Origin of the sequence: Pararhodobacter aggregans, assembly GCF_003075525.1 — a bacterium.
GTDB lineage: Bacteria > Pseudomonadota > Alphaproteobacteria > Rhodobacterales > Rhodobacteraceae > Pararhodobacter > Pararhodobacter aggregans.
On the sequence record NZ_QDDR01000002.1, the window covers coordinates 246,834 to 271,961 of the forward strand.

General features: G+C 69.5%; 25 protein-coding genes, 1 tRNA gene and 1 pseudogene. 17 read left to right on the plus strand and 10 right to left on the minus strand.

Annotated elements, in window-relative coordinates; all coding sequences use genetic code 11:
* Positions 1-51: 51 nt before the first annotated feature.
* Together DDE23_RS05305 and DDE23_RS05310 are read right to left on the minus strand one after the other, a co-directional pair.
* A complete protein-coding gene (locus DDE23_RS05305; RefSeq protein WP_107750634.1) occupies positions 52-1,611 on the minus strand; it encodes a trimethylamine methyltransferase family protein in 1,560 nt (519 codons plus the stop codon).
* A gap of 282 nt (positions 1,612-1,893) precedes the next feature.
* The gene (locus DDE23_RS05310; RefSeq protein ID WP_107750633.1) at positions 1,894-2,730 is read right to left on the minus strand and encodes a helix-turn-helix domain-containing protein; all 837 of its coding nucleotides are present in this window, start codon (positions 2,728-2,730) and stop codon (positions 1,894-1,896) included.
* Between the two features lie 141 nt (positions 2,731-2,871).
* On the opposite strand from DDE23_RS05310, the gene DDE23_RS05315 reads away from it, so the two are divergent.
* From DDE23_RS05315 to trmB, 5 genes are all read left to right on the plus strand, one after another.
* Positions 2,872-3,768 carry a fatty acid desaturase gene (locus DDE23_RS05315; protein ID WP_170121785.1) on the plus strand — a complete coding sequence of 299 codons (897 nt, stop codon included), beginning with the start codon at positions 2,872-2,874 and terminating at the stop codon, positions 3,766-3,768.
* The gene (locus DDE23_RS05320) at positions 3,765-4,526 is read left to right on the plus strand and encodes a phosphate/phosphite/phosphonate ABC transporter substrate-binding protein (protein WP_107750632.1); all 762 of its coding nucleotides are present in this window, start codon (positions 3,765-3,767) and stop codon (positions 4,524-4,526) included. The genes DDE23_RS05315 and DDE23_RS05320 overlap by 4 nt, the downstream gene beginning before the upstream one ends.
* Positions 4,523-7,069: a GcvT family protein gene (locus tag DDE23_RS05325; protein ID WP_107750631.1), complete on the plus strand. Its 2,547-nt coding sequence runs from the start codon at positions 4,523-4,525 to the stop codon at positions 7,067-7,069. The genes DDE23_RS05320 and DDE23_RS05325 overlap by 4 nt, the downstream gene beginning before the upstream one ends.
* Positions 7,070-7,132: 63 nt before the next feature.
* Positions 7,133-7,579, plus strand: a complete 447-nt coding sequence (locus DDE23_RS05330; protein ID WP_107750630.1) for a DMT family transporter — start codon at positions 7,133-7,135, stop codon at positions 7,577-7,579.
* A gap of 65 nt (positions 7,580-7,644) precedes the next feature.
* On the plus strand, positions 7,645-8,376 hold the full coding sequence (trmB, locus tag DDE23_RS05335) for a tRNA (guanine(46)-N(7))-methyltransferase TrmB (protein ID WP_107750629.1): 732 nt from the start codon (positions 7,645-7,647) through the stop codon (positions 8,374-8,376).
* 34 nt (positions 8,377-8,410) lie between these two features.
* Here trmB and DDE23_RS05340 read toward each other — a convergent pair whose 3' ends face one another.
* Entirely contained in the window at positions 8,411-8,728 is a 318-nt protein-coding gene (locus DDE23_RS05340; protein WP_107750628.1) for a DUF6476 family protein, read from the minus strand.
* On the opposite strand from DDE23_RS05340, the gene DDE23_RS05345 reads away from it, so the two are divergent.
* Positions 8,727-9,770, plus strand: coding sequence for an RluA family pseudouridine synthase (locus DDE23_RS05345; protein WP_107750627.1), 1,044 nt, complete (start codon positions 8,727-8,729; stop codon positions 9,768-9,770). The genes DDE23_RS05340 and DDE23_RS05345 overlap by 2 nt on opposite strands.
* Positions 9,771-9,774: 4 nt before the next feature.
* Here the strand turns inward: DDE23_RS05345 and DDE23_RS05350 are convergent, their stop codons facing one another.
* From DDE23_RS05350 to DDE23_RS25295, 3 genes are all read right to left on the minus strand, one after another.
* Positions 9,775-10,119 (minus strand): hypothetical protein, encoded by a 345-nt coding sequence (locus DDE23_RS05350; protein ID WP_107750626.1) that lies wholly within the window; start codon positions 10,117-10,119, stop codon positions 9,775-9,777.
* A 138-nt stretch (positions 10,120-10,257) separates the two neighbouring features.
* A complete protein-coding gene (locus DDE23_RS05355) occupies positions 10,258-10,821 on the minus strand; it encodes a hypothetical protein (protein WP_202863221.1) in 564 nt (187 codons plus the stop codon).
* Positions 10,822-10,989: 168 nt separating this feature from the next.
* Positions 10,990-12,237, minus strand: a complete 1,248-nt coding sequence (locus tag DDE23_RS25295; protein ID WP_192883709.1) for a hypothetical protein — start codon at positions 12,235-12,237, stop codon at positions 10,990-10,992.
* Positions 12,238-12,507: 270 nt separating this feature from the next.
* Between DDE23_RS25295 and DDE23_RS05365 the strand changes: the two genes are divergently transcribed.
* The 3 genes from DDE23_RS05365 (at position 12,508) to rpoH (ending at position 16,001) form a co-directional block, all read left to right on the plus strand.
* Positions 12,508-13,539, plus strand: coding sequence for a cupin domain-containing protein (locus DDE23_RS05365; protein ID WP_337589827.1), 1,032 nt, complete (start codon positions 12,508-12,510; stop codon positions 13,537-13,539).
* Positions 13,540-13,553: 14 nt separating this feature from the next.
* A complete protein-coding gene (locus tag DDE23_RS05370; protein WP_107750624.1) occupies positions 13,554-14,987 on the plus strand; it encodes a phospholipase D-like domain-containing protein in 1,434 nt (477 codons plus the stop codon).
* A 123-nt stretch (positions 14,988-15,110) separates the two neighbouring features.
* On the plus strand, positions 15,111-16,001 hold the full coding sequence (gene rpoH / locus DDE23_RS05375; RefSeq protein WP_107750623.1) for an RNA polymerase sigma factor RpoH: 891 nt from the start codon (positions 15,111-15,113) through the stop codon (positions 15,999-16,001).
* Positions 16,002-16,261: 260 nt separating this feature from the next.
* Here rpoH and DDE23_RS05380 read toward each other — a convergent pair whose 3' ends face one another.
* Positions 16,262-16,858, minus strand: a complete 597-nt coding sequence (locus tag DDE23_RS05380) for a LysE family translocator (protein ID WP_107750622.1) — start codon at positions 16,856-16,858, stop codon at positions 16,262-16,264.
* A gap of 41 nt (positions 16,859-16,899) precedes the next feature.
* Positions 16,900-17,496 (minus strand): LysE family translocator, encoded by a 597-nt coding sequence (locus tag DDE23_RS05385; RefSeq protein ID WP_107750854.1) that lies wholly within the window; start codon positions 17,494-17,496, stop codon positions 16,900-16,902.
* 103 nt (positions 17,497-17,599) lie between these two features.
* Between DDE23_RS05385 and DDE23_RS05390 the strand changes: the two genes are divergently transcribed.
* From DDE23_RS05390 to DDE23_RS05405, 4 genes are read left to right on the plus strand one after another with little or no spacing between them, the layout of a single operon-like run.
* Positions 17,600-18,052, plus strand: a complete 453-nt coding sequence (locus tag DDE23_RS05390; RefSeq protein ID WP_107750621.1) for an Lrp/AsnC family transcriptional regulator — start codon at positions 17,600-17,602, stop codon at positions 18,050-18,052.
* Positions 18,039-19,286, plus strand: a complete 1,248-nt coding sequence (gene chrA / locus DDE23_RS05395) for a chromate efflux transporter (protein WP_202863222.1) — start codon at positions 18,039-18,041, stop codon at positions 19,284-19,286. The genes DDE23_RS05390 and chrA overlap by 14 nt, the downstream gene beginning before the upstream one ends.
* A gap of 49 nt (positions 19,287-19,335) precedes the next feature.
* Positions 19,336-20,676, plus strand: a complete 1,341-nt coding sequence (gene aroA, locus DDE23_RS05400) for a 3-phosphoshikimate 1-carboxyvinyltransferase (RefSeq protein ID WP_107750619.1) — start codon at positions 19,336-19,338, stop codon at positions 20,674-20,676.
* Between the two features lie 4 nt (positions 20,677-20,680).
* Complete coding sequence (locus DDE23_RS05405) at positions 20,681-21,175, plus strand: hypothetical protein (RefSeq protein ID WP_107750618.1); 495 nt, start codon at positions 20,681-20,683, stop codon at positions 21,173-21,175.
* Positions 21,176-21,297: 122 nt separating this feature from the next.
* On the opposite strand, the gene DDE23_RS05410 is transcribed toward DDE23_RS05405, so the two are convergent.
* Complete coding sequence (locus DDE23_RS05410) at positions 21,298-22,269, minus strand: MBL fold metallo-hydrolase (protein WP_107750617.1); 972 nt, start codon at positions 22,267-22,269, stop codon at positions 21,298-21,300.
* Positions 22,270-22,357: 88 nt separating this feature from the next.
* On the opposite strand from DDE23_RS05410, the gene DDE23_RS05415 reads away from it, so the two are divergent.
* From DDE23_RS05415 to DDE23_RS05430, 4 genes are all read left to right on the plus strand, one after another.
* On the plus strand, positions 22,358-22,948 hold the full coding sequence (locus DDE23_RS05415) for a (d)CMP kinase (RefSeq protein WP_107750616.1): 591 nt from the start codon (positions 22,358-22,360) through the stop codon (positions 22,946-22,948).
* 194 nt (positions 22,949-23,142) lie between these two features.
* A complete protein-coding gene (locus tag DDE23_RS05420; protein ID WP_107750615.1) occupies positions 23,143-23,853 on the plus strand; it encodes a phosphatidylserine decarboxylase in 711 nt (236 codons plus the stop codon).
* A gap of 2 nt (positions 23,854-23,855) precedes the next feature.
* Positions 23,856-24,617, plus strand: a complete 762-nt coding sequence (gene pssA / locus DDE23_RS05425; protein ID WP_107750614.1) for a CDP-diacylglycerol--serine O-phosphatidyltransferase — start codon at positions 23,856-23,858, stop codon at positions 24,615-24,617.
* Between the two features lie 46 nt (positions 24,618-24,663).
* Positions 24,664-24,740: transfer RNA gene (locus DDE23_RS05430), tRNA-Asp, on the plus strand.
* A gap of 19 nt (positions 24,741-24,759) precedes the next feature.
* Here the strand turns inward: DDE23_RS05430 and DDE23_RS25850 are convergent.
* Positions 24,760-25,122 (minus strand): annotated as a pseudogene (locus tag DDE23_RS25850) (ester cyclase); the annotation flags it as partial.
* Between the last annotated feature and the right edge of the window lie 6 nt (positions 25,123-25,128).

A 25,128-nucleotide genomic window follows, 5' to 3' on the forward strand; every position in this document is an offset into this window, starting at 1 on the left:
AGGCGGCCGCGGGCGGCGTGAGGAATTCTCAGGCGGGGATGAGGGAAGGCGTCAGAAATCGGTCGGCGCGCCGCCCTCTTCCTTGCGGCGGGCGACGAAGGCCGCCAACTCCTCGCGGATCGCCGGATCCATCGGCGGGGCCTCGAACCCGTCGATCAAGCCCCGGGCGATGCGATGGGCGCGCTCGGGGCTTTCGACGGCGCCATCCTGGGCCCAGGCCTCGTAATTGCGCCAGTCGCTGGCGATGGGGTTGTAGAAGGCGGTCTGATAGCGCGCCTGGGTATGGGCGCAGCCGAAGTAATGCCCGCCCGCGCCCACCTCGCGCACCGCGTCGAAGGCAATGGCATCGGGATCGGTGGCGAAGGTCTCGGGCTCCATGTAGCGCTGGATCATCTGCAACACTTCGCAATCCATGACGAATTTCTCGGGACTGGCGATCAGCCCGCCCTCCAGCCAGCCCGCGGCGTGATAGACCATGTTGGTGCCGGACTGCACCGCGGCCCAGAGGGAATTCGACGTCTCCCACATCGCCTGACCGTCGGGGACGTTGGCCGTGCAGACGCCCGAAGATCTGAGCGGCAGCCCGTAGAACCGCGCCAGCTGCCCGGTGATCTGCGTCGCGCGCATGTATTCGGGCGTGCCGAAGGCGGGCGCGCCGGTCCGCATGTCCACGTTCGAGGTGAAGGTGCCGATCGCCACCGGACAGCCCGGCGCCACGTATTGCAAGAGTGCCACGGCGGCCAGCCCCTCGGCAATGCTCAGCGCCACGGCGCCGGCCATGGTCACGGGCGCCATCGCCCCCGCCAAGGTGAAGGGCGTGACGACCACCGGCTGACCGCGGCGGGCGAGCCTGAGCGCGCCGTCGATCATCGGGAAATCATGCTTCAGCGGGCTGACCGAGTTGATGTTGGTGTACATCCGCGGCGAGGCCTCGAATTCCGCATGGCTGAGCCCGCCGGCGATGCGCACCATTTCCATCACGTCCTCGACCCGCTCGCGGCCCAGCGAATAGGCGTGGCAGACCTTGTCGGTGAGGGTCAGCTTTTCAAACAGGCAATCGAGATGGCGGACCGAGGGGTGGATGTCGATCGGCTCGACCGGATAGCCGCCGGCGATATGGATGCAGTTGAAGACCTGCGTCAGCTTCATGAAATCGCGGAAGGTTTCGAAATCGCCGGGCCGCTTGCCGCGCACGAGGTCCCAGGAATTCGGTGGACTCGAGACATTGACGAAAACCATGTGCCCGTCGCCGATCACCACCTGACGCTCGGGGTTGCGCGGGGTGATGGTGAAGGAGGCGGGCGCCCGGCGCACCATCTCCATGACGAAATCCTCACCCATCCTCACGTTCTGGTCGGCGACGCGGCACCCGGCCTGACGGAAGATCGCCAAAGCCTCGTCGTTGAGGAATTCGATGCCGATCTCGGACAGGATCCGCATCGCGCCCTTGTGGATCGCCAGCACGCCTTCGGGATCGACGGGCTCGGTCGGCCGGTCGGGGTTCTTCGGGATCCGCCAGGGCATCTGCTCGAGGTGAAAGCCGCTCACCCTGCGCGCATTGCCCTCGCGCCCGCCGCTCCGCCGCCTGCGCCCCGCGCTCTCGTCGCCCATGATGCACTCCGCCATGACTGGATCGGAGCCTAGAGCCGCGCCCGGCGCCCCGGCAAGCGCAGTCTTGTCAGCGTCCCTGTGGTGTTCGGTCGCTCAGGGCGTCGCCGCCCGCGGGTTGCAAGGCCGGGGGGTTTTGCACCCCCCGGACCCCCCGCAGGATATTTGAAGAACAAAGATGAAGGTTAAGAAAACCCTAACGCCCCTCTTCGTTCGTCAAATATCCTCGGGGGGTGAATTGGCCGCAGGCCAAGAGGGGGGCAGAAGGCCCCCCTCCCTTTGCCCTCAGCACACGCGCAGCGACCGGACATAGGCGGCGGCTTCATGGGCGTGGATCGCGGCGTGGCGGATATGGGCGTCGAAGCCCTGCGCCAGGTCGCGGATCAGCGCCTTCGAGCGGATCAGCAGGTAGGTCTCGCCGGTATAGACCGCGGCGCGCTGGTAGCCGAAGATGGTCATCGGCGGGGCGAAGCGTTTGCGGCCATCGAACAGATACATGCGGAAGGCGGGGTAGAGTTCCTCGACCGTCGCCGCGATATGGGCCAGCTGCTCGCGCCGTGCCTCCACCGCGAGACCGCGCCAATTGCCGGCGCCCTCGGCGAAGATCTGCAAGGATTGCAGGGGCATGCACAACTCGATATCCGATTCCGGCATGCGCGAGACATGCAGCCGCCGGTCGGTCTGGCGTTGCAGGCGGCGGCGTTCCTGTTCGCTGGCCGAGGCCTGCCAGGCGATCACTGCCGGGGTCCGCATCAGGTCGGGCAGCCAGGCGGGCACGTAGCGCACCTTCTGGCCCGTCGCCTCGTGGTGCCAGCGTTCCATCGCCGTGCGGTTTTCCTCGTCCAGCGCCTGTTCCGTCTCGACCGCGTTCAGCACCTGCGTGGTCAGCCCCTTGTCCTCGGTCAGGCCGAGCAGCCAATCGGCCGAGACATTGAACCGCGCGGCCAGCGCGATCAGTGTTTCGGCCCGGGGCAGGCGCGGGTTCTGGCCCGAGGTCAGCTGCGACAGCGCCGAGCGGTCGATGCCGATCTCCTGCGCGAAGGCCGATTGGGTGAGGCCCGATCCCGCCTGCAATTGCTGGAGCCGGATCCGGAACAGCGAGGCGGTTTCGCGTTTGCCCATGGTCTGGCTCCTCATTTGTTGACTTCAGTAAACATGTGGGGGCAAAGGCGTCAATCTGCGATCATCGTGCCGTGCAAACGCGCCTTGTCGCAGCGCCGCTTTCAACGAGAATGCAAGGGACTGGCGGCATGATCGGGGAAGATGATGCGTCTTGAATGGCCCACCCTGGGATTGATCGGATTGTGCTACGGGCTCTGGGCCGTGGCGGGGTTCGCGCTGTATCCCGTGGCGCCGCCGCTGGCGCTGGCGGTGATGGCGGTGATGGCGGCGCTGCATTCCTCCTTGGTGCACGAATGTCTGCACGGGCATCCGACCCGCAAGCGTCTGGTGAACGAGGCGCTGGTGACGCTGCCCCTGTCGCTCGCCTATCCCTACCGCCGCTACAAGGCCACACATCTGGCGCATCACCATGACGAGCGGCTGACCGATCCCTTCGACGACCCGGAATCCTATTACCGCGCGCGCTGGCAGTTCGAGGCGCTGCCCGCCGTGCTCCGGCACCTGCTGGCCTTGAACAACACGCTTCTGGGGCGGATGCTCTTGGGCCCCTGGCTGGTGGCGGGCGCCTTCTTCGTCGACGAGGCCCGGCAGATCCGCGCCGATGCGCCGGGCGTCCGGCGGGCCTGGGCGATCCATCTGCCGGCGCTGGCGCTGGTTCTGGCGCTGGTCTGGGCGATGGGCATTCCGCTCTGGCTCTACCTGCTGGGCGTCTGCTGGCCGGGCCTGGCCCTGATCGCCATCCGCACCTTCGCCGAACACCAGTGGCACGAGACGCCCGAGGGGCGTACCATCATCGTCGAGCGCAGCCCGCTCGCCTGGCTTTTCCTCAACAACAACCTGCATATCGTGCATCACAAGACCCCCTCGGCCCCCTGGTACGCCCTGCCGCGCCTTTACCGCGAGAGGCGGGCGGAATGGCAGGCGATGAACGGCGGCTATGTCTTTCCGAATTACCTGGCGCTCTGGCGCCGCTGGGGGCTTTGGGCCAAGGAGCCGGTCGCGCATCCGGTCCTGCACCGTGAGGCGCCCCTGCCATGACGGCGCCGATGGCGGCCTTGCCGATGTACGACTGGCCCGAGGCGCGGGCCGAGACCGACGCCGAATACGCCTACTGGCGCGCGGCGTTCCGGGCGGCGATCCCCGGGATCGACCTGCCGGAGGCGCTGACCCGGCCCGATGACCGGGCCGGTTTCCTCAACGACCATTGGCGTGATCCGGCGCTGATCTTCGGACAATGCTGCTGGGGGCCGCTCGATGTCGGCATGATCGACTATCTGATGCCGCTGGCCCAACCCGATTACGGGCGGTATCCGGGCGGGCGGGGGATCTTTTACCGCTCGGCCCTGGTGGCGCGGCGCGATGGCGGGATCGCGCCTGAGGTTGGCCTGCCCGGGGGGCCGGGGGCCGAGATCCCGGAGGGCGTGCTGGCAGGCCGCCGCTTCGCCTATAACGACACGGAATCGATGTCGGGCTATCGCGGGCTGATGGCCGACCTTGGCGCCGATCCGGTCAGCCTGGCGGGCGAGGGCGTCGAATCCGGCAGTCACCGGGCCAGCGTTCGGATGATCGCCGCGGGCGGGGCGGATCTGGCGGTGATCGACTGCCGGTCCTGGGCGCTGGCGCAGCGGTTCGAGCCCGAGGCGGCCGGGCAGCTCATGGTCATCGGCTGGACGGGTGAGCGCAAGGGCATCGCCTATGTCACCAGCCGCGCGACCGATCCCGGCATCGCCCGGGCCATGAAACAGATCTTGTTGCAGAACGGGGCCCTGCCGGTCCCCGGTGGAGAAGACGCATGACGAGAAGCTATCGGGCGGTGGTGATCGGCGGCGGCGTGGTCGGGGCCTCGGTCCTGTTCCACCTGGCGCGGGCCGGCTGGAAGGACATCCTGCTGATCGAGCGGTCGGAACTGACCTCGGGCTCCAGCTGGCACGCGGCGGGGGGCTTTCACACGCTGAACGGCGACCCGAACGTGGCGCGGCTGCAGGCCTATACGGTGTCTCTCTATGAGGAGCTGGAGAAGATCTCGGGCCAGTCCTGCGGGCTGCACCTGACCGGCGGCGTGATGATGGCCGACAGCCCCGAGCGGATGAACTTCCTGCGCATGACCCATGCCCGGGGCCGGGCGCTGGGGATGGAGACCGAACTCATCACCCCCTCCGAGGCCAAAGCGATGTTCCCGCTGATGGACGAGAGCCATTTCGTCGGCGCGCTCTGGGACCCGGTCGAGGGGCATCTCGACCCCTCGGGCACGACGCACGCCTATGCCAAGGCGGCCCGCGTGCTGGGGGCCGAGATCGAGCTGCGCAACCCCGTCAAGGACATCACCCAGGCGCCCGACGGCACCTGGACGCTGCACACCCGGAACGGGCCGATCACCTGTGAGCATGTGGTCAATGCCGGTGGCCTCTGGGCGCGGGAAGTGGGGCGGATGGTCGGGCTGGAACTGCCGGTCCTGGCCATGGAGCATATGTATCTGCTGACCGATTCCATGCCCGAGGTGATCGAGTTCAACCAGTCGACCGGCCGCGAGCTGGTCGGCGTCATCGACTTCAAGGGCGAGATCTACACAAGGCAGGAACGGCAGGGCATCCTTCTGGGCACCTACGAGAAGGCCTGCAAACCCTGGTCGCCGGTCAACACGCCCTGGGATTTCGGCCACGAGCTGCTGGCGCCGGATCTGGACCGCATCGCGCCCTCGCTGGAAGTGGGCTTCCGCCATTTCCCGGCGGTGGAGCGGGCGGGCATCAAGCAGGTCATCAACGGCCCCTTCACTTTCGCCCCCGATGGCAACCCGCTGGTCGGACCGGTGCCGGGGCTGACGAACTTCTGGTCGGCCTGCGCGGTGATGGCGGGCTTCTCGCAGGGCGGCGGCGTCGGCCTCGTGCTGGCCAACTGGATGACCGAGGGCGATCCCGGCCACGATGTGTTCGGCATGGATGTGAGCCGCTACGGCGAATGGGCGACGCTGCGCTACACCAACGCCAAGGTGCGCGAGAATTATTCCCGCCGCTTCTCGATCCGCTTCCCCAACGAGGAACTGCCCGCCGCCCGCCCGGCCGAGACGACGCCGCTCTACGACCTGATGGTCGCCCAGAACGCGGTGATGGGCGACAGCTGGGGGCTGGAGACGCCCCTCTGGTTCGCGCCCTCGGCGGCCGAGGCGCATGACGTGCCCTCGTTCCACCGCTCCAACGATTTCAAGCATGTGGCGCGCGAAGTTAAACTGACGCGCGAGGGCGTCGGCGTCACCGAGATCGCCAACTTCGCCAAATACGAGGTGACGGGCGTCGGGGCCGAAGCCTGGCTCGACCATCTGATGACCAACGCCATGCCCAAGGTCGGTCGGCTGGTGCTGACGCCGATGCTGAACGACAACGGCAAGCTGATCGGCGATTTCACCATCGCCAAGGCAAGCGAGGGGCGGTTCCTGATCTGGGGCTCGCTCGGGGCGTCCAAGTACCACATGCGCTGGTTCGAGAGCCATTTGCCGAAGGACGGCTCGGTCCGCGTCCACCGCTTCCACATGGACCTCGTGGGCCTCTCGGTCTGCGGGCCGAAATCGCGCGCGGTGCTGGCCAAGCTGGTCGATGCGGATGTCTCGAACGAGGCCTTCCGCTTCATGGATTTCCGCGAGATGGATGTGGCGGGCGCGCCCTGCCTCATCAACCGCATCACCTATTCCGGCGATCTGGGCTATGAGATCTGGATGAAACCCGCGGCCCAGCGTCGCGTCTATGCCGCGATCAAGGAGGCGGGCGCCGAGTTCGGGATCGTCGATTTCGGGATGCGGGCGCTCTTGTCCATGCGGCTGGAGAAGAACTTCCCCACCTGGTTCGCCGAACTCAGGCCGATCTATGGGCCCTATGAGGGCGCCATGGACCGCTTCATCAAGCTGCAGAAGCCCGATTTCATCGGCCGTGCGGCGGCGGTGAAGGAACGCGACGAGGGCCCGAAACTGCGCCGCGTCTCGCTGGTGATCGACGCGGGTACGGCCGATGTGCTGGGGGACGAGCCGATCTGGGCGAAAGTCGGCGACACCGACTATGGCACCATCGGCGCCCCCCATGGCTATGGCGCGCCGCGGTTCGATGCGGGCGGCGCGGAGGTGGCGAAACCCGATCCCTCGCGCGATGGCGACTGGCGGGTGGTCGGCTGGGTCACCTCGGGCGGCTATGCGCATTACGTCGAGAAGTCGATGGCGCAGGGCTATGTCCCGGCGGCGCTGGCAGGCCAGGGCGGCGCGGGGATGTTCGAGGTCGAGATCATGGGCGAACGCCGCCCGGCCACCATCGCGCTGGAGCCGCCCTTCGATCCCGACGGCGCGCGGATGCGGATGTAGCGGGGGCTTGCGCCGGGCGGCGGCCTGCGCCACCGTCAGGACCAGACACGGCCGGAGGATCCTATGCCCGAAACCTTGCGCTATGCGGTGCTCATGCTGGCCGCCGGGGTCGGTATCCCGATCCTGGCCGCGCTCAACGCCCAGCTTGGCGCCCGCATCGCCTCGCCCACCGTGGCGGCGGTGGTGCTGTTCTGCGTGGCGCTGATCGGTGCGCTGGCGGTGATGCTGCTGACCCAGGGACCGGCAGGCTTCGCCCGGCTGCCGGGCCAGCCCTGGCACCTGTTCCTCGGCGGCTGCCTGGTCTGCTTCTACGTGCTGTCGGTCACCTTCATCGCGCCGCGCTTCGGGGTCGGCAACGCGGTCTTCTTCGTGCTGATGGGCCAGATGCTCAGCGCCGCGGCCATCGACCAGTTCGGGCTCTTCGGGGCCATCGTCCGGCCGATCACCCTGATGCGGGGCGCGGGCATCGGCTGCATGGCCTTCGGGCTCTATCTGATCCAGCGCGCCTGACTCGGCCGCACGAGGGAGCGCTCGGCGCTTGACCTTCCGGCCCCGCCCCGCGTAGGAGCGCGGCCATGACCGATAGCCCCAAGCCCGACCTGCCGCCGCATCCCGCGCTCGCCGCGCTCAGGACGCATCGCAATTTCTATGGCCGCGTCCATGGCAAGACCCTGCGCCCCAACCAGCGCGGCTATCTGTCCGAGTTGCTGCCCAGACTGCGGCTGAGGAACGTCTCGATCGACGAAAACCCGGACCGGCTGCCTCTGGACCTCGACGCCGCGCTGCCCGGGCAGGGGCCCTGGTGGCTGGAGGTGGGTTTCGGCGGCGGCGAGCATATGGCGGGCATGGCGCGGGCCTATCCTGACCAGCGGATCATCGGCTGCGAGCCTTTCGTCAACGGCGTGGCCATGGCGCTGGGCCTCTTGGCCGAGGATCCCTGCCCGAACCTGCTGCTGCATCCGGGCGATGTGCGCGACCTTTTCGACGTGCTGCCGGACGGGGCCTTTTCCAGGGTCTTCCTGAACTACCCCGATCCCTGGCCGAAAGCCCGCCACCACCGGCGCCGCTTCGTCACGCAGGAGCATCTGGTGCCCCTCTTCGCCGCCTGCGCGCCGGGGGCCGAGTTCCGCGTCGCGACCGATATCCCCGATTACGCCCGCCAGACCCGCGAGGAAGTGCCGCTCGCCGGTTTCGTGCCGGTCTCGGACAGTGCCGAGCCCTGGGCGGACTGGATCTCGACCCGATATGAGAAGAAGGCCCTGCGCGAAGGCCGGGTGCCCCGGTATCTGACCTATCGCAAGCCGTGAGCGGGCTTGCGTATTTGAGGCAGAATGAAGGGGCTCAGGGCAGGCTGGTGCGGCTGACCGGGGCGCCGCCCTCGGGCCGGTAGAGCAGGATTTCCCCGGCCTCGGTCACCACCACCAGCCAGTCGCGGGCGAAGGTGACGGCGGCGGGGGCGGCGCCGTCGGGCAGCTCGACGGTCTCGGGCAGCGCGGGCAGGGGCGCGCGTGCGCCCAGCCGCGTGACAAGCAGCCCGACGATCGCTAGAAGCCCCAGGATCATCACCGCGGTCAGCGTGGTGACCAGCAGTTTCAGAAAACGCAGATCGGCAGGGAGTTGCGGCGTGTCGTCATCGGAAGACTTGTCGGGGGAAGACATGGACGGCGAGGCCCTCGAACTCGTGGTGGTGATCGGCGCGAACCCGCCCGAGCGCCTTGATAAGGCCTTGGCGCGCGATGTGCCAGAAGAAGCGTCGCTGTCGCGCTCACGGCTGATGAGGCTGATCGCCGAGGGGGGGGTGAGCCGCGGCGGCGTCGCCCTGACCGACACCAAGGCCAGGGTGGCCGAGGGCGACGAGATCGTGGTGCAGATCGAGGCGGCCATCGAGCTGGAGGCGCGGCCCGAGGATATCCCCCTCAGCGTGGTCTACGAGGATGACGAGCTGATCGTCATCGACAAGCCCGCCGGCATGGTGGTGCATCCCGCCCCCGGCACGCCGCGCGGCACGCTGGTCAATGCGCTGCTGCATCATTGCGGCGACACGCTGTCGGGGATCGGCGGCGCCAAGCGGCCCGGCATCGTGCACCGGATCGACAAGGAGACCTCGGGCCTCCTGGTCGTGGCCAAGACCGACCGGGCGCATCACGGCCTCGCCGCGCAATTCGAGGCGCATTCGGTGGAACGCCTCTATCTGGCGCTGGTCAACGGCGTGCCGGATGCGGGCGATCCGCGGCTCAAGGGCATCCGCGGCGTCAGTTTCGAGCCGGGCGGCGTGGTCAAGATCACCACACGGCTGGACCGGCACCGGCACGAGCGGCAGAAGCAGGCGGTCTTCTTCGACCGCGGGCGCCATGCAGTGACGCGGGCCCGGGTGCTGGAGGCGATCGGCGCGCCGCCGCAGGTCTCGCTGGTGGAATGTCGGCTGGAGACGGGGCGCACGCATCAGATCCGCGTGCACATGGCGCACGCCGGGCACGGGCTGGTCGGCGATCCGGTCTATGGCGGGCGGCGCAAGGTCTCGGCCAATGCCCTGCCGCCGGGCGGGGCCGAGGCGGTGGCGACCTTCCCGCGGCAGGCGCTGCACGCGGCGACGCTGGGGTTCACCCATCCCAAGAGCGAAGAGCGGCTGACGTTCGTCTCGCCGCTCCCGCCGGATTTCGAGGATCTGCTGGCGGCGCTGGGCGCGCCGCGTCAGGCCTGAGCCCTCAGCAGTTGCGGCCGCGGCCGACCGGGTCGGTGTAATAGGGGCCGACGTCGCTGTCGGTGCAGGCGCGGCGCCCGCGGCCATTGCCGACCGGGTCCGAGGGGTCGCGGTCGGTGATGCCCGTGCGCTGCACGACCACCACCCGGCTGCCGCCCCGGCCGTTGCCGACGGGGTCCGAGGGGTCGGCATCGGTCACGCCGGTGCTGACGCAACCGGCCAGAACGGTCGTGCCGCCGAAGGTGCCGAGCAGGAAGGCGCGGCGGCCAAAGCCGTGGTTGGTGCTGATGTCAGCTTCGGTGAGCGTGGCTTTTCCCGGCTTGGATCCGGGCTTGGCTGCGTCCGACATGCGATTCACTTTCCAAATATGATGAGTATATGACCCGACATTGACGGCAAAAATGTTGCCGGTCAAGCAGTTCGCAGGGCGTTTGCGGGGTCGGGAGAGGCCGCGCCCGGGCGGGACCCGGCGCGGCCTCGGGGTGGGTCAGCGGCGCGGGCCGCGGCCGTAACCGGCCTGATCGGCGGTGGCGCCGGAATCGGAATCGGTCATGCCGGTGCGGTTGCCGCCGGGGCCGCGCCCGTTGCCGCCGGGATCGGCCATGCCGCCCGAATCCTGGTCGGTCATGCCCGAGGGGCCGCTGCCGCGGCCATTGCCCGCGGGATCGGCGCTGGCGCCGCTGTCGGAATCGGTGAGGCCGGTGCGGCCGCCGCCGCGACCATTGCCCGCGGGGTCGGCGCCGGAGCCGCTGTCCGAGTCGGTGAGACCGGTGCGGCCGCCGCCACGGCCGTTGCCCGCCGGATCAGCGCTGGAGCCACTGTCCGAGTCGGTCAGCCCCGAGCGCGAACCACGGCCGTTGCCGGCGGGGTCGGCGCTGGAGCCGCTGTCGGAATCGGTGAGGCCGGTCTGGGCGCTCGCCACCCGGGTCTGGGCCAGGGCCGCGACACCGGCCGCGGCGCCCAGCAGGAGCGAGCGGCGGCCAATCCCGGAACGGGTGGAAATGTCGGAATCGGTCAATGTCTTCTTCTTGGGATCGTCGGCGTCAGCCATGATGCTCTCGTGATGAAGGGATAAAGATGCTGCACTCTAGCCGCGGCCGCGTTTCGGTCAAGCGCCGCCGCATCACACTCGCGCAGGGGCCCGGAGGGTGGCGCCCGGCGCCTGCGGGCGGCACCGGATCGACGCCGCTCGCAAGGATGCCCGAAGGGGCGGACCGCCTCAGCGCCAGCGTTTGCTGGGCCGCTGGGGCAGGCCGGGCTGCATCGGTGCGCCGCCCCCGGTGCTGGCGCCCTGCGGGTCGGAAATCACCGCGTCCTGGTCGGAGGCGCCAAAGCCCGGCACCTTGCCACCGCTGGGCGGCGGGCGCCCGCTGCTGCCCCGGCCATTGCCGACCGGATCGGCCGAGGGGCCGCTGTCCTGATCGGTCAGACCCGTGCCGCGCCCGGCCGAGCCGCGGCCGTTGCCGACGGGGTCGGCGGTAGGGCCGCTGTCGGAATCGGTGAGGCCGGTGCCGCGGCCGACCGAACCCCGACCGTTCCCGACCGGGTCGGCGCCCGCGCCGCTATCCGAGTCAGTGAGTCCCGTCCGGCTTCCGCCGCCGCGTCCGTTGCCAGCCGGGTCGGCGCCCGCGCCGCTGTCGGAGTCGGTGAGGCCGGTGCGACTGCCACCGCCGCGACCGTTCCCGGCAGGGTCGGCGCCCGCGCCGCTGTCGGAGTCGGTGAGTCCCGTCCGGCTGCCGCCGCCGCGTCCGTTCCCGGCAGGGTCAGCCCCGGCGCCGCTGTCGGAATCGGTGAGGCCGGTGCGGCTTCCGCCGCCGCGTCCGTTCCCTGCCGGGTCGGCGCCCGCGCCGCTGTCGGAGTCGGTGAGGCCCGTCCGGCTTCCGCCGCCGCGACCGTTCCCGGCCGGGTCAGCCCCGGCGCCGCTGTCGGAGTCGGTGAGGCCGGTGCGACTGCCACCGCCGCGACCATTGCCGGCCGGGTCGGCGCCCGCGCCGCTGTCGGAATCGGTGAGACCCGTCCGGCTGCCACCACCCCGTCCGTTCCCGGCCGGGTCGGCGCCCGCGCCGCTGTCGGAATCGGTGAGGCCGGTGCGACTGCCACCACCACCACCGCCGCCACGTCCGTTGCCCGCGGGGTCGGCCGAGGCGCCGCTGTCCGAGTCGGTGAGGCCTGTCCGGCTGCCGCCGCCCCGACCGTTCCCGGCGGGATCCGCCGAGGCACCGCTGTCCGAATCGGTGAGGCCCGAGCCGCTTCGCCCGCCGCCACCCCGGCCGTTGCCGGCGGGGTCGGCCGAGGCGCCACTGTCGGTGTCGGTGAAACCCGTCTGGGCGCCCGCGACCTTGCTCTGGGCCAGGGTCGCGACGCCCGCCGCGGCCCCCAGCAGCACGGAGCGCCGTCCAAGAGCGCTGCCGGTTCGGATATCGTCATCACTTAATGTCTTGCGGGGTTTTTTCGACTCGTCGGCCATTGCACACGACCTCCCGTTCGTGACTAATTGGCAAAGCGTAGGGACAGGTTCCGTTTCGGGTCAAGGAAACCCTGCCGGATGCCCAAAAAAAGGGAGTTTTTCATGAAAGATAATCAGGATTCACCCGCTCCGGTTGATTTTGCGAGCGTCATTGCGCCCCTCACGCCGCAAAGCTTTTTTGTCGACTATTTCGAAAAGAAACACCTCGTCATTCGCCGCGATAATCCCGATTATTTCTCTAGCCTTTTGTCGGTGGCGGAAATTGACCGGGTGCTGACGCAGCAAATGATCCCGGGCGAAGAAATGCAGATGGTGCGCACCGGCAAGGGGATCCCGGCCGAGGAGTTCCAGACGCCCTCGGGCTTCATCGACCCGGTGCGGGTGGCGCGGCTCTTCGACGAAGGCGCGACGATCGTGCTGCCCGGCTTGCAGAAGCGGGTGGCGGCGCTGGCGGCCTATTGCCGCTCGATGGAGACGGTGTTCAACGTCGATCTGCAGACCAACATCTACTTCACGCCCGAGGGCTCGCAGGGGTTCAAGACCCATTACGACAGCCATGATGTCTTCGTCCTGCAGGTGGCGGGCTCGAAGGAATGGAACATCTACGAAAGCTCGGAGCTGGAGCTGCCGCTGCGCAGCCAGGCCTTCCAGCCCGAGGGCTTCAAGGCGGGCGCGCTGATCGACACCTTCACGCTGCATCCAGGTGACATGTGTTATGTGCCGCGCGGCGTGGTGCATGATGCGCGTGCGACCGAGGAATTGTCGCTGCACATCACCACCGGCCTGCTGACGCCGCGCTGGATCGACCTGATCGTCGATGCGGTCAACCAGCTGGCGCTGGTCGATCCGGCGTTCCGCCGGGCGATCCCGCCGGGCCATGCCAATGACGGTTTCGACCGGACCGAGGCGCGGCAGGTCTTCCGCGACCTGCTGGCCCGTGCCGTCGAGCGGATCGAACCGGACCGGACCCTCGATTACTACGCCCATGATTTCCGCAGCCGCCGGGTGCCGGTGGTGCCGGGGCAATTGTTCCAGACCTTCGACGCGGGCGCCGTGCAGCCCGGCGTGGTGCTGGAGCGCCGGCCCGACCTGATCTACGCCATCGGCGTGGTCGGCGAGGAGGTGGTGCTGGGCGTCTACGGCACCGAGATCGCCTTCCCCGCCCATGTGGAGGAAAGCCTGCGCGAGGCGATGCGGCAGGATCGGGTCACGGTGGGCGAACTGGCGGGCGACCTCGACGAGGCGGGGCAGGCGGTGATGCTGCGCCGTCTGGTGCGCGAGGGCGTCTTCGCCCTCGTCTGAGGCCGGGCGGGTCGATGGAGACGGGCTTTTGGGTCGGCGTCGCGCTGTCCCTGCATTACGCCTTGCAGATCGCGGTCCTGATCCGGGCGCTGACCCGACCGGACCGCGAACCCGCCTCGCGCGTGGCCTGGGTGCTGGTGATCCTCGGCATTCCGGCGGCCGGGATCGCGCTTTACCTGATGCTGGGCGAGGTCAGCCCCGGCCGCCGCCGGGTGGCGCGGATGCGCGCGGTGCGGCAGGCGCTGCCGGTCGCGGTGCCGGGGCAGGGGGCGGCCTCCTTGCCGGCGCCCGCCCGGGCGGCCTTTGGTCGCGGGGCGGCGGTCAACGGCTTTTCGCCGGTCGGCGGCAACCGGGCCGAGCTGGCGGCGGATGCGGATGCCGCCATCGCCGGGATCGTGGCCGATATCGAGGCCGCGCGCGAGAGCGTGCATATCCTGGTCTATATCTGGCTCGACGATGGCAACGGCCGGGCGCTGATGGCGGCGCTGGCGCGCGCGGCGGCGCGGGGCGTGACCTGCCGGGCGATGGTGGACGGGCTCGGCTCGCGAGGGGTGCTGAAAAGCGCGGCCTGGGCGGCGATGAAGGCGGCAGGCGTCAGGACCGGCATCGCTTTCGACACCCGCTGGGCGGCGGCGCGGCTGCTTCTGGGCCGGATCGACATCCGCAACCACCGCAAGATCTTTGTCATCGACGGCCGCATCGCCTGGTGCGGCAGCCAGAACTGCGCCGATCCCGCCTTTTTGCCGAAGGCCCGTTTCGCGCCCTGGGTCGATATCATGCTGCGCATCGAAGGGCCGGTCGCCTGGCAGACGCAGGCGCTGTTTGCCGCCGACTGGATGGCGCAGGGGGGCGACGACATCACCGGCGCGCTGGCCGGGGCTCCGGCGACCCCGGAGGGCGGTTTCCCGGCGCTGGTGGTGGGAACCGGGCCTGACCTGTCGGCCAATGCGGTGCCGGACATGGTGGCGCTGCTTCTGGCGGCGGCCGAGCGCGAGGTGGTGATCTCGACCCCCTATTTCGTGCCGACGCAGGGGCTGGACGAGGCGATCCGCGCCACCGCCCTGCGGGGCGTTTCGGTGACGCTGATCCTGCCCGCGCGCAACGATTCCCGGATGGTGGCCTGGGCCAGCCGCTCGACCTATGCCGGGCTCCTCAGGGCCGGGGTGGCGATCCATGAATTCCAGCCGGGGCTGTTGCACGCCAAGACCCTGACGGTGGACGGCGGGCTGGCGATGATCGGTTCGGCCAACCTCGACCGGCGCAGTTTCGAACTGAATTTCGAGAATGTGATGCTGATCGCCGACGCCCCGACCTGCGGCTTGATCCGGGAGCGTCAGCAGGTCTATCTGGGGCAGAGCAGGCAGGTTTCGGGGGATGACGTCTCGGGCTGGAGCCTGCCGAAGCGATTGCTTTACAATGCTGCGGGCATCGTCAGTCCGGTGTTGTGACGGGTCCGGCCGGGGAACCGGGGCGCTTGAATCGCCGTTGACCCGTGCCTAGATCGACAAAACGACGGAAAGCCGTCGCTGCTGCGTAAGAGGTTCGTAGCACCTGAAAGGAGAGAACACCCGGTGAGCGATTACGCCAGTCTTCCCGCCCCCAGCCCCGAACAGGGCCTGAACCGGTATCTGCAGGAGATCCGGCGCTTCCCGATGCTGGAGCCCGAGGAGGAATACATGCTGGCCAAGCGCTGGGTGGACCACCAGGACACCGGCGCCGCGCACAAGCTGGTGACCAGCCATCTGCGGCTGGCGGCCAAGATCGCCATGGGCTACCGCGGCTATGGCCTGCCGCAGGCCGAGGTGATTTCCGAGGCGAATGTGGGCCTGATGCAGGCGGTGAAACGCTTCGACCCCGAAAAGGGCTTCCGGCTGGCGACCTATGCCATGTGGTGGATCCGCGCCTCGATCCAGGAATACATCCTGCGGTCCTGGTCGATGGTGAAGCTGGGCACGACCTCGGCGCAGAAGAAGCTGTTCTTCAACCTGAGGAAGGCCAAGGCCCGTATCGGCGCCATCGAGGAGGGCGATCTGCGCCCCGAGAACGTCAAGCGGCTGGCCGAGGATCTGTCGGTCACCGAAGACGAGGTCGTCGACATGAACCGCCGTCTGGCGGGGTCGGATGCCTCGCTCAACGTGACGGTGGGCGGCGACGAGGGGTCGTCCTCGTGGCAGGACTGGCTCGAGGATGAGGATGCCGACCAGGCCGGGGCCTATGCCGAGCGCGACGAATTCGAGGCGCGTCAGGCGATGCTGATGGAAGCGATGGACGTGCTGAACGAGCGCGAGCGCGACGTGCTGACCGAGCGCCGTCTGGCCGAGCCGCCGGTGACGCTGGAGGATCTGAGCACGAAATACGGCGTCTCGCGCGAGCGGATCCGCCAGATTGAGGTCCGGGCGTTTGAGAAGCTGCAGGCCCGGATGACCGAAATCGCCCGTACCAAGGGCATGATCCCGGCCTGAGGGATCCCGTAGGATGGGCAATATTGCCCATCCTACCTGTGCCTTGCCACCGAGCGGGTGCCGGGCAAGCGCCGGCCCGGGGGATGGCGCCGCAAGGCTCGTGCGAAGCGCTTTATCGTGAGGCATCCGTCGACGGGCAGGTCGGCGCGGGCGGCAGCCAAAGTGCCAGCCCGTGGGGACGGGCCGGCGCTTGCCCGGCGCCTTCGGCGTGATTCCGGGCTGGCGTTGCCTTGAGCGAGCCGGCGCCTTCCGGGCCCGCCCTAACCAAACAACACCGGATAGAGCGTCGCCACCAGCGTGGCCGCCATCACCGTGTTGAAGATCCTCAGCCGCCGCCGCTCCGCCAGGAAGCGCCGCAACCCGCGGCCCATCACCGTCCAGATCAGCACCGAGGGCACCGAAACCAGCAGGAACGCCCCCGCCACCATCAGGACCGAGGGCAGGTCCGCCCCCGGCGCATAGAGCGCATTGGCGGTCAGCGCCGCGGTCCAGCCCTTGGGGTTGACCCATTGGAACCCCGCCGCCTGCAGGAAGGTCAGCGGCCGCGCCCCGGCCTTGACCGAGTCGGACGGCGGGGCGGCAGTGGCGATCTTCCAGGCCAGCCACAGCAGATACCCGACCGAGATCACCGTCAGCACCAGCCGTGCCTCGGGCCAGGCGGTGAAGAGCCCGGCCACCCCGAAGCCCACAAGCGCGATCATCAGCGCAAAGCCCAGCGTCACCCCGGCCATATGCGGCACCGTCCGCGCCACGCCGAAATTGACGCCCGAACTCAGCAGCATGACGTTGTTCGGCCCCGGCGTCGCCGAGGCGACGAAGGCGAAGATCAGCAGGGCAAGGATCGTATCGGCGGGCATGCCCCGAGCTTACCCGATTTCGCGGCGCTGGCGAGGGGGGCTCATCCCCGGATCACCGGCCAGAGCGTCGCCACCAGCAGCACCGCCATCGCCCCGTTGAACAGCCGCAGCCGCCTCGCATCGGCCAGCCAGCCGCGCAGCAGGCTCCCCATCGCCGCCCAGGTCGAGACGCAGGGCAGGTTGATGGCGCCGAAGACCAGCGCCAGGGCGAGGATCGCGGCGTTCCCGCCTGCGGGCGGCAGGTAGAGCGTGCTCGCGGTCAGCGCCATGCTCCAGGCTTTGGGATTGACCCATTGGAACCCGGCCGCCTGCCAGAAGCCGAAGGGCCGCCCGGCGGCCTCGCCCGGGGCAGGCGGCGCGGCATGGGCGATCTTCCAGGCGAGCCACAGCAGATAGGCGACCGAGGCGAGTGTCAGCACAAGATGCAGCGGCGGCCAGAGGGCGAAGAGCCCGGCCAGCCCCCAGCCGGTCAGCGCCACCATCAGCGTGAAACCGGCGCCGATCCCCAGCATATGCGGCAGCGTCCGGCGGAAGCCGAAATTCACCCCCGAGGCCAGCAGCATCAGGTTGTTCGGCCCCGGCGTGATCGACGAGACGAAAGCATAGAGCATCAGGGCGGCAAGCAGGTCCGAGGGCAGGGGCATGGCGATCATGTCTGAGGTTGGTCTGGGCGCAATCCTATGCGGTCTTCCGCCGAATTGAATTGCAAGAATGCGTCCTCTGGCGATATCTTTGCAATCCATGATCGACCATGATCCCCTCAACGAGAAGATATTGCGCGAGCTGTCGCGGGACGGCCGCCTGTCCAATCTGCTGCTGGCCGAGCGCGTCGGCCTCTCGCCCTCGGCCTGTCTGCGGCGGGTGCAGGAGCTGGAGCGGCGAGGCGTCATCAAGGGCTACCGCGCGGTCCTCGATCCCGCGCAGACCGGGCGCGGTTTCGTGGCCTATATCACCGTCGGCCTCAGCCAGCACACCAAGGCCAGCCAGAGCGACTTCGAGCGCGCCATCGCCCAGGCGCCGCAGGTGCGCGAGTGTCACAATGTGACAGGGACGATCGAGTATCTGTTGCGAGTCGAGGTCGCCGACCTCGCCGCCTACAAGCATTTCCACACCGAGATCCTCGGCACCCTGCCACAGGTCAATGCGATCAGCACCTATGTCGTCATGGAATCCCCCAAGGATGAACGCGCCTGACAGCGACCAACCCGAAAGCGACCTGAGGGTCTGGGCCCGGATCGGGGTTCTGAGTTTCGGCGGACCGGCCGGGCAGATCGCGCTCATGCACCGCGAACTGGTCGACCGGCGCGGCTGGATCGACGAGGCGCGGTTCCTGCATGCGCTGAATTTCTGCATGCTGCTGCCGGGGCCCGAGGCGATGCAGCTTGCCACCTATGTCGGCTGGCTGAGGGGCGGCTGGCGGGGCGGGATCCTGGCGGGCGGGCTTTTCGTGTTGCCGGGGATCCTCGCCATCATGGCGCTGAGCTGGGTCTATGTGCTGGCGGGCGGTGTCGGTTGGATCGCCGGGGTATTCTTCGGGCTGAAGGCCGCGGTCATCGCGCTCGTGGCCGAGGCGCTGGTGCGGATCGGGCGGCGGGCGCTGAAGGGGCCGCAGGCCTGGGCCATCGCCGGGGCCGCCTTCCTCGCGCTCTTTTTCTTCGGCGTGCCCTTTCCGCTGGTGGTTCTGGCCGCGGCGGGGATCGGCTTTCTGACCGCGCGGGGCGAGGCCGTGGCGACCGGCACGGCGCCCCGGGGCGCGACCCTGCGGGTGGCGCTGGTCTGGGCGGCGCTCTGGCTGGGGCCGGTCGCGCTGCTGCTGCTCGGGCTGGGGCCGGGGCATGTGCTGGCGCAGGTCGCGGTCTATTTCAGCCAGATGGCGGTGCTGACCTTCGGCGGGGCCTATGCGGTGCTGGCCTGGGTGGCACAGGCGGCGGTCGAGCAGTTCCACTGGCTCTCGGCGCCGCAGATGCTGGACGGGCTGGCCATGGCCGAGACCACGCCCGGCCCCCTGATCATGGTCACGCAATTCGTGGGCTTCATGGCGGGCTGGCAGGCGGGCGGGCTTTGGCTGGCGACGCTGGCGGGGCTGATTACCACCTGGGTCACCTTCGCGCCCTGTTTCCTCTGGATCTTTGCCGGTGCCCCCTATGCCGAGCGGCTGCGGGGCAATCCGGCGCTGACCGGCGCGCTGGCCTCGGTCACCGCGGCGGTGGTCGGGGTCATCGCCAATCTGGCGCTGTGGTTCGGCATCCATGCGCTGTTTCACCAGACGGTCGCGGGCTGGCCGGTCTGGTCCTCGCTCGACCCCTGGGCGGCGGGGCTGACGGCGCTGGCGCTGGTCGCGGCCTTCGGGTTCAGGCTGGGGCCGGGGCTGCTGATCGGGGCGGCGGCGCTGGCGGGTGTGGCGCTGCACCTCGCGGGACTGGTGTGAGGGGCGGGGCTGCGCTATCACCCCGCGGAAAGCAGCGCCCGAGGTTCCCATGTCCGCCCATGCCACGCCGATCCCGATGATTGCCCGCCGCTCGCCGGCCCTGACGGGCGTGGCCCAGATCCCCGGCGACAAGTCGATCAGCCACCGGGCGCTGATCCTGGGCGCGCTGTCGGTCGGCGAGACGAGGATCACCGGCCTGCTGGAAGGACAGGACGTGCTGGACACGGCCGAGGCGATGCGGGCCTTCGGCGCCACGGTCACCCGGCTGGGCGAAGGCGAGTGGATCGTGCAGGGCGTGGGCGTGGGCGGCTTCGCGGAACCCGCGCAGGTCATCGATTGCGGCAATTCGGGTACTGGCGTGCGGCTGATCATGGGCGCCATGGCCACGACGCCGATCACCGCCACCTTCACCGGCGACGCCAGCCTCAACAAGCGGCCGATGGGCCGGATCACCGACCCGCTGGCGCTGTTCGGGGCGCGGGCGGTGGGGCGGCAGGGCGGCAAGCTGCCGATGACGCTGGTCGGCGCGGCCGAGCCGGTGCCGGTGCGCTACACCCTGCCGATGCCCTCGGCGCAGGTGAAATCCGCGGTGCTGCTGGCCGGGCTGAACGCGCCCGGTGAAACCGTGGTGATCGAGCCCGAGGCGACGCGCGACCATACCGAGCGGATGCTGCGCGGCTTCGGCGCCGAGGTGATTGTCGAGGAAAGCCCGGAAGGCCGGGTCATCACCCTGAAAGGCCAGCCGGAACTCACCGGCCAGTCGGTCGCCGTGCCGCGCGATCCCTCCTCCGCCGCCTTCCCGGTCTGCGCCGCGCTGCTGGTGCCGGGGTCCGAGATCCTGGTGCCCGGCGTCAGCCGCAACCCGACCCGCGACGGGCTCTATGTCACGCTCCTGGAAATGGGGGCCGACATCGCCTTCGAGAACCCGCGCGAGGAAGGGGGCGAGCCGGTCGCCGACCTGCGCGTGCGCCATTCGCCGGGGCTGAAGGGCGTGACCACGCCCGAGGACCGCGCGGCCTCGATGATCGACGAATTTCCGGTGCTGTCGGTGGTGGCGGCGATGGCGCAGGGCACCACGGTGATGCGCGGCGTCAAGGAATTGCGGGTCAAGGAAAGCGACCGGATCGACGCCATGGCCCGGGGGCTGGAGGCCTGCGGCGTCCGCATCGAGGAGGACGAGGATACGCTGATCGTCCATGGCACCGGCCGCGTGCCGGGCGGCGCCACCTGCGAGACGCGGCTCGACCACCGGATCGCCATGAGCTTCCTGGTGCTGGGGCTGGTCGCCGAGGAACCCGTCGCGGTCGATGACGGCGGACCGATCGCCACCTCCTTCCCGGCCTTCGAACCCCTCATGGCGGCGCTCGGCGCCCGGATCGCGCGGCGGTGAGGCGATGCGGCGCGCGCTGACCTGGCTCCTGCCGCTCGCGACCCTCGCCTCCTATCTCTATCTGGCGCTCTGGCTCGGCCGGCCCTTGCAGGTCGAGGCCCAGGGCCTGCCGCCCTTCGATTTGCGACTGACGGGCTATGACCTGGGCGAGGTGCGGGCCTATCTGCGCGCGCTGAGCCCGGCAGGCTATGCGCTTTATCAGGGGCCGATCAGGCTGGCCGATACCGTCTTCCCGGCGCTGATGGGGCTGACCTTCCTGTGGTGGATGCGGCCCTTGCGCGGCGCCTTCGGCATGGTCTGCGCCACCGCGGCGCTGGCCTATACCGCGCTCGACTGGGGCGAGAACCTGTTCATCCAGCGGCTGCTGGAGGGGGGGCCGGATTACGTCGACCTGGCCGATGTGCAGGGCGCAAGCGCCTTCACCCTGGCGAAATTCGCGGCCTTCGCGCTGGCGGCGGTGCTGGCGGCCCGGGCGAGCTGGCGGCGGGTGCGGGGCTGAGGAGGGCCGGCGCTCGGGGGCATCGAGCCCCCTCGCGCCGGCGCGGGTGCCCCGCGCAGGGGGCGTTCCGCCCCCTCGGCCTGACGGCCTCACCCCCTGAGGATATTTGCAGAACGAAGATATCAGAGGGGCGGGATCGCCCAGCTGTCGGCCGGGGCGAGGGCGCGGAAACGCTCGGCCGGGATGGCGTGGGTGTGCAGGGCCCGGGCGAGTGCCTCGGGCGGGGCCTCGCGTCCCTCGTCGGTCAGCTGGAAGGTGCCCCAATGGTGGCCGATCCCGTAGGCCGCGCGCGCAAGGCGGAAGCCCTGCAGCGCCTCGTCCGGGTCCTGGTGCTGCGGGCTCATGAACCAGCGCGGCTCATAGGCGCCGATCGGCAGGATGGCGAGGCGCAGCGGCCCGTGGCGGGCGGGCAGGTCGCGGTAGGGGCGGCCCTGGTCGAAGCCGGTATCGCCGATATGCAGGATCTTGCCCGCAGGCCCCTCGATCACGAACCCGGCCCAGAGCGCCATCGAGCGGTCGCGGATCCCGCGGGCGGACCAATGGTGGCAGGGTTCGAGATGGAGGGTGAGGGGCCCGAACTGGCGGCTCTCCCCCCAATCGGCGGTCTCGACCCTGAGGCCGGTGCCTTTCAGCAGCGCGTCATTGCCGAGGGGGGTGATGACCAGCGGGTCATGCGCCTTCAGCCGCTTGAGCGTCGCAAGGTCCAGATGGTCGTAATGGTTGTGGCTCAGCAGCACCGCGTCGATCTTCGGTAGATCCTCGAACCGGACGCCCGGCTGCGCCACCCGCCGCGGCCCCGCCAGCCGCGAGGGCGAGGCGCGCTCGGACCAGACGGGGTCGGTCAGCAGGTTCAGCCCGGCGGTCTGGATCAGGAGCGTGGCATGGCCGACCATGGTGACGCTGAGGTCATCGACCACGGGCGCCGGCACCACCGGCGTTACCGCCACCTTTGCCGGCCAGCGCATCCGCTGCCCCTCGCGCTGCCAGCGCCAGAGGTCGCGCAACCCGCGCGGCGCCTCGCCCCCGGGGTTGAAAAAGCGCGTCCCGTCGAAATGGTCGCTGACCGGGCCGCGGTAATAAGGGGTGCGGGGCATCGGGATCTCCTTTCCTGCGATATTGGCACCGGGACAGGGGTTTCAAGGGGGCGGGCCCTGCGCTAGGCAGGGCCAAACGGAGGCAGGCATGATCTTCACGGTGGCAGTGGACGGCCCGGCGGCAGCGGGCAAGGGCACGATCAGCAAGGCGCTGGCCCGGCGCTTCGGGCTCGCGCATCTGGATACGGGGCTTTTGTACCGCGCGGTCGGGGCCAGGGGCGGCGACCCGGTGGCGGCGGCGCGGGGCCTGACGCCCGACGACCTCGCCCGCGACGATCTGCGCAGCCTGGAGGCCGGGCAGGCCGCGAGCCGGGTCGCCGCGATCCCCGAGGTCCGCGCCGCGCTCATCGCCTTCCAGCAGGATTTCGCCCGGCGCGAGGGCGGCGCGGTGCTGGACGGGCGCGACATCGGCACGGTGATCTGCTCGAAAGCCGAGGTGAAGCTCTTCGTCACCGCCCGCCCCGAGATCCGCGCCCATCGCCGCTGGCTGGAGCTGGGCGGCGACGAGGCGCAGGTCCTGACCGAGGTCATCGCCCGCGACGAACGCGACATGAACCGCGCCGACGCCCCGTTGAAACCGGCCCCGGATGCGGTGCTGATCGACACCTCGGACCTGACGATCGAGGCCGCCATCGCCCGCGCCGCCGATCTTGTCGCGGCCCGCCTGCCGCCTGCCTGACCGCTTCATCTTTGTTCTCCAAATATCCTCGGGGGTTTCCAAAGGGGGCCCGAGGGTCCCCTTTGGCGAGGGGGTGCGGGGGGCGAGCAGCCCCCCGCTTCCGGTCGCCCGAGGAACCGAGGGCGAAAACCCTCTCCCCTTTGCCTCGGGCCGTGATCGGGCTAGAACCTGACCCAACATCTGAAGGAGCCCCGATGCCCGACCCCGCGCACGATTCGATTCTCGCCGCCGTCATCAAGCCGGTCCACCGCGAGGGCTATCCCTTCATCGGCATCTTTGCCGCGGTGACGCTGGTCCTGTTCCTGATCTGGCAGCCGCTGGGCTGGGTCGGGGTCGTGCTGACCGTCTGGTGCTATTACTTCTTCCGCGATCCCGACCGCTACACGCCGCAGCGCGAGGGGCTGATCATCAGCCCCGCCGATGGCGTGGTCTCGCTGATCGAGCCCGCCGCGCCGCCGGTCGAGCTGGGCATGGGGACCGAGCCGATGACCCGGGTCAGCGTCTTCATGAACGTCTTCAACTGCCATGTGAACCGCCTGCCGATCGCCGGCACGATCACCGCCGTCAGCTACCGGCCGGGCAAATTCCTCAACGCCTCGCTCGACAAGGCCTCGGTCGACAACGAGCGCAACTCGGTCGCCGTGCAGATGGCCGACGGGCGCAAGCTGGCCGTGGTGCAGATCGCGGGTCTGGTGGCGCGGCGCATCGTCTGCGACGTGAAGCCGGGCGCGGTGCTGGAAACCGGCGAGCGGTTCGGGATGATCCGCTTCGGCTCGCGCCTCGATGTCTACCTGCCCGAGGGCGTTCAGCCGCTCGTCTCGCTCGGCCAGACCATGGTCGCGGGCGAGACGGTGCTGGCCGACCTCACCCTGGCCGAGCCCGCGCGGCTGGCCGAGGTCCGCTGAGCATGGACCGCGATCCCGCCTTCGAGGACGAGAGCGAGCCCGCCGACCGCCGCACCCTGCCGCTGGTGCAGCTGATCCCCAATCTGGTGACGCTGCTGGGGCTTTGCGCGGGGTTGACGGCGATCCGCTATGGCATCGCCGGGTCCTGGCAGGTGGCGGCGGGGCTCATCGTGCTGGCGGCGCTGATCGACGGGATGGACGGGCTTCTGGCCCGCAAGCTGAACGCGGCCAGCCATTTCGGCGCCGAACTCGATTCGCTCAGCGATTTCGTCTGCTTCGGCGTGGCGCCGGGGATCGTGATCTATTCGGCGCTGTTGCAGGACTGGCCTGGGCTCGGCTGGGTGCTGGTGCTGATCTATGTGCTGGGGGCCTGCCTGCGGCTGGCGCGGTTCAACGTGAACCGCAATGCGCCGCCGCCGCCCGGGCGGGTGCATTTCGTCGGCGTTCCGGCGCCTGCCGGGGCGATGCTGGGGCTTTTGCCGCTGTACCTCACGCTGGCGGGCTGGATGGACATGCGGGAATGGCCGGCGCTGGCCGGGCTCTACATGGCCTTCGTCGGGCTCCTGATGATCTCGCGCCTGCCGACGCCTTCGCCCAAGGGCTGGCGGGTGCCGAGGAAGCGGGCGGCGCTGGTTCTGGTGGGGGTCGCGGTCTATGCGGGCGCGCTGGTCTCGCAGCCCTGGGTGGTGCTGGCGGTGTCGGATCTGGCCTATCTGGCGGTGCTGGCCTGGGGAAGCTGGCGCGACCGTCGGAAACTTGCGTGAAGGCGCTTGACCTTGCCGGACGGGGCGGCTAATCACCCCCCATCGCGCGGTTGTAGCTCAGTTGGTTAGAGTACCGGCCTGTCACGCCGGGGGTCGCGGGTTCGAGCCCCGTCAACCGCGCCATTAGCTTCCTCAGGGCCCCTCACGGGGCCTTTCTTTTTGCCCGCTGGACGGCCTGTCCCAGGCATGGAACACCGGGCGAGGCAAGGAAGATCAAGGGCTTGGCGGCCCGCGTTAACCTTCTGGCAAGTCCGTCCCACGCCGCTGCGAGCCGCGCTGAGAGCTGCGCCTCAAGGGCTGCCTTGTCGATCACCGGACAGACAGGGGCGATCCTGCCGTGCCGGTTTTCGCAAGGGACAGGCTCGGTGACACGCATCTTCCGGCCGTTCACCCGCAGACCGCAATGCCGCCCCGCCGGGGTGCTCTCCAAGACCAGCCGGGCGGCGATCAGCGGCGGATCGCAGGCCGGATCCGAGGTGGTGACGGCCCGATCCGGGATCGCTCGCCAGGC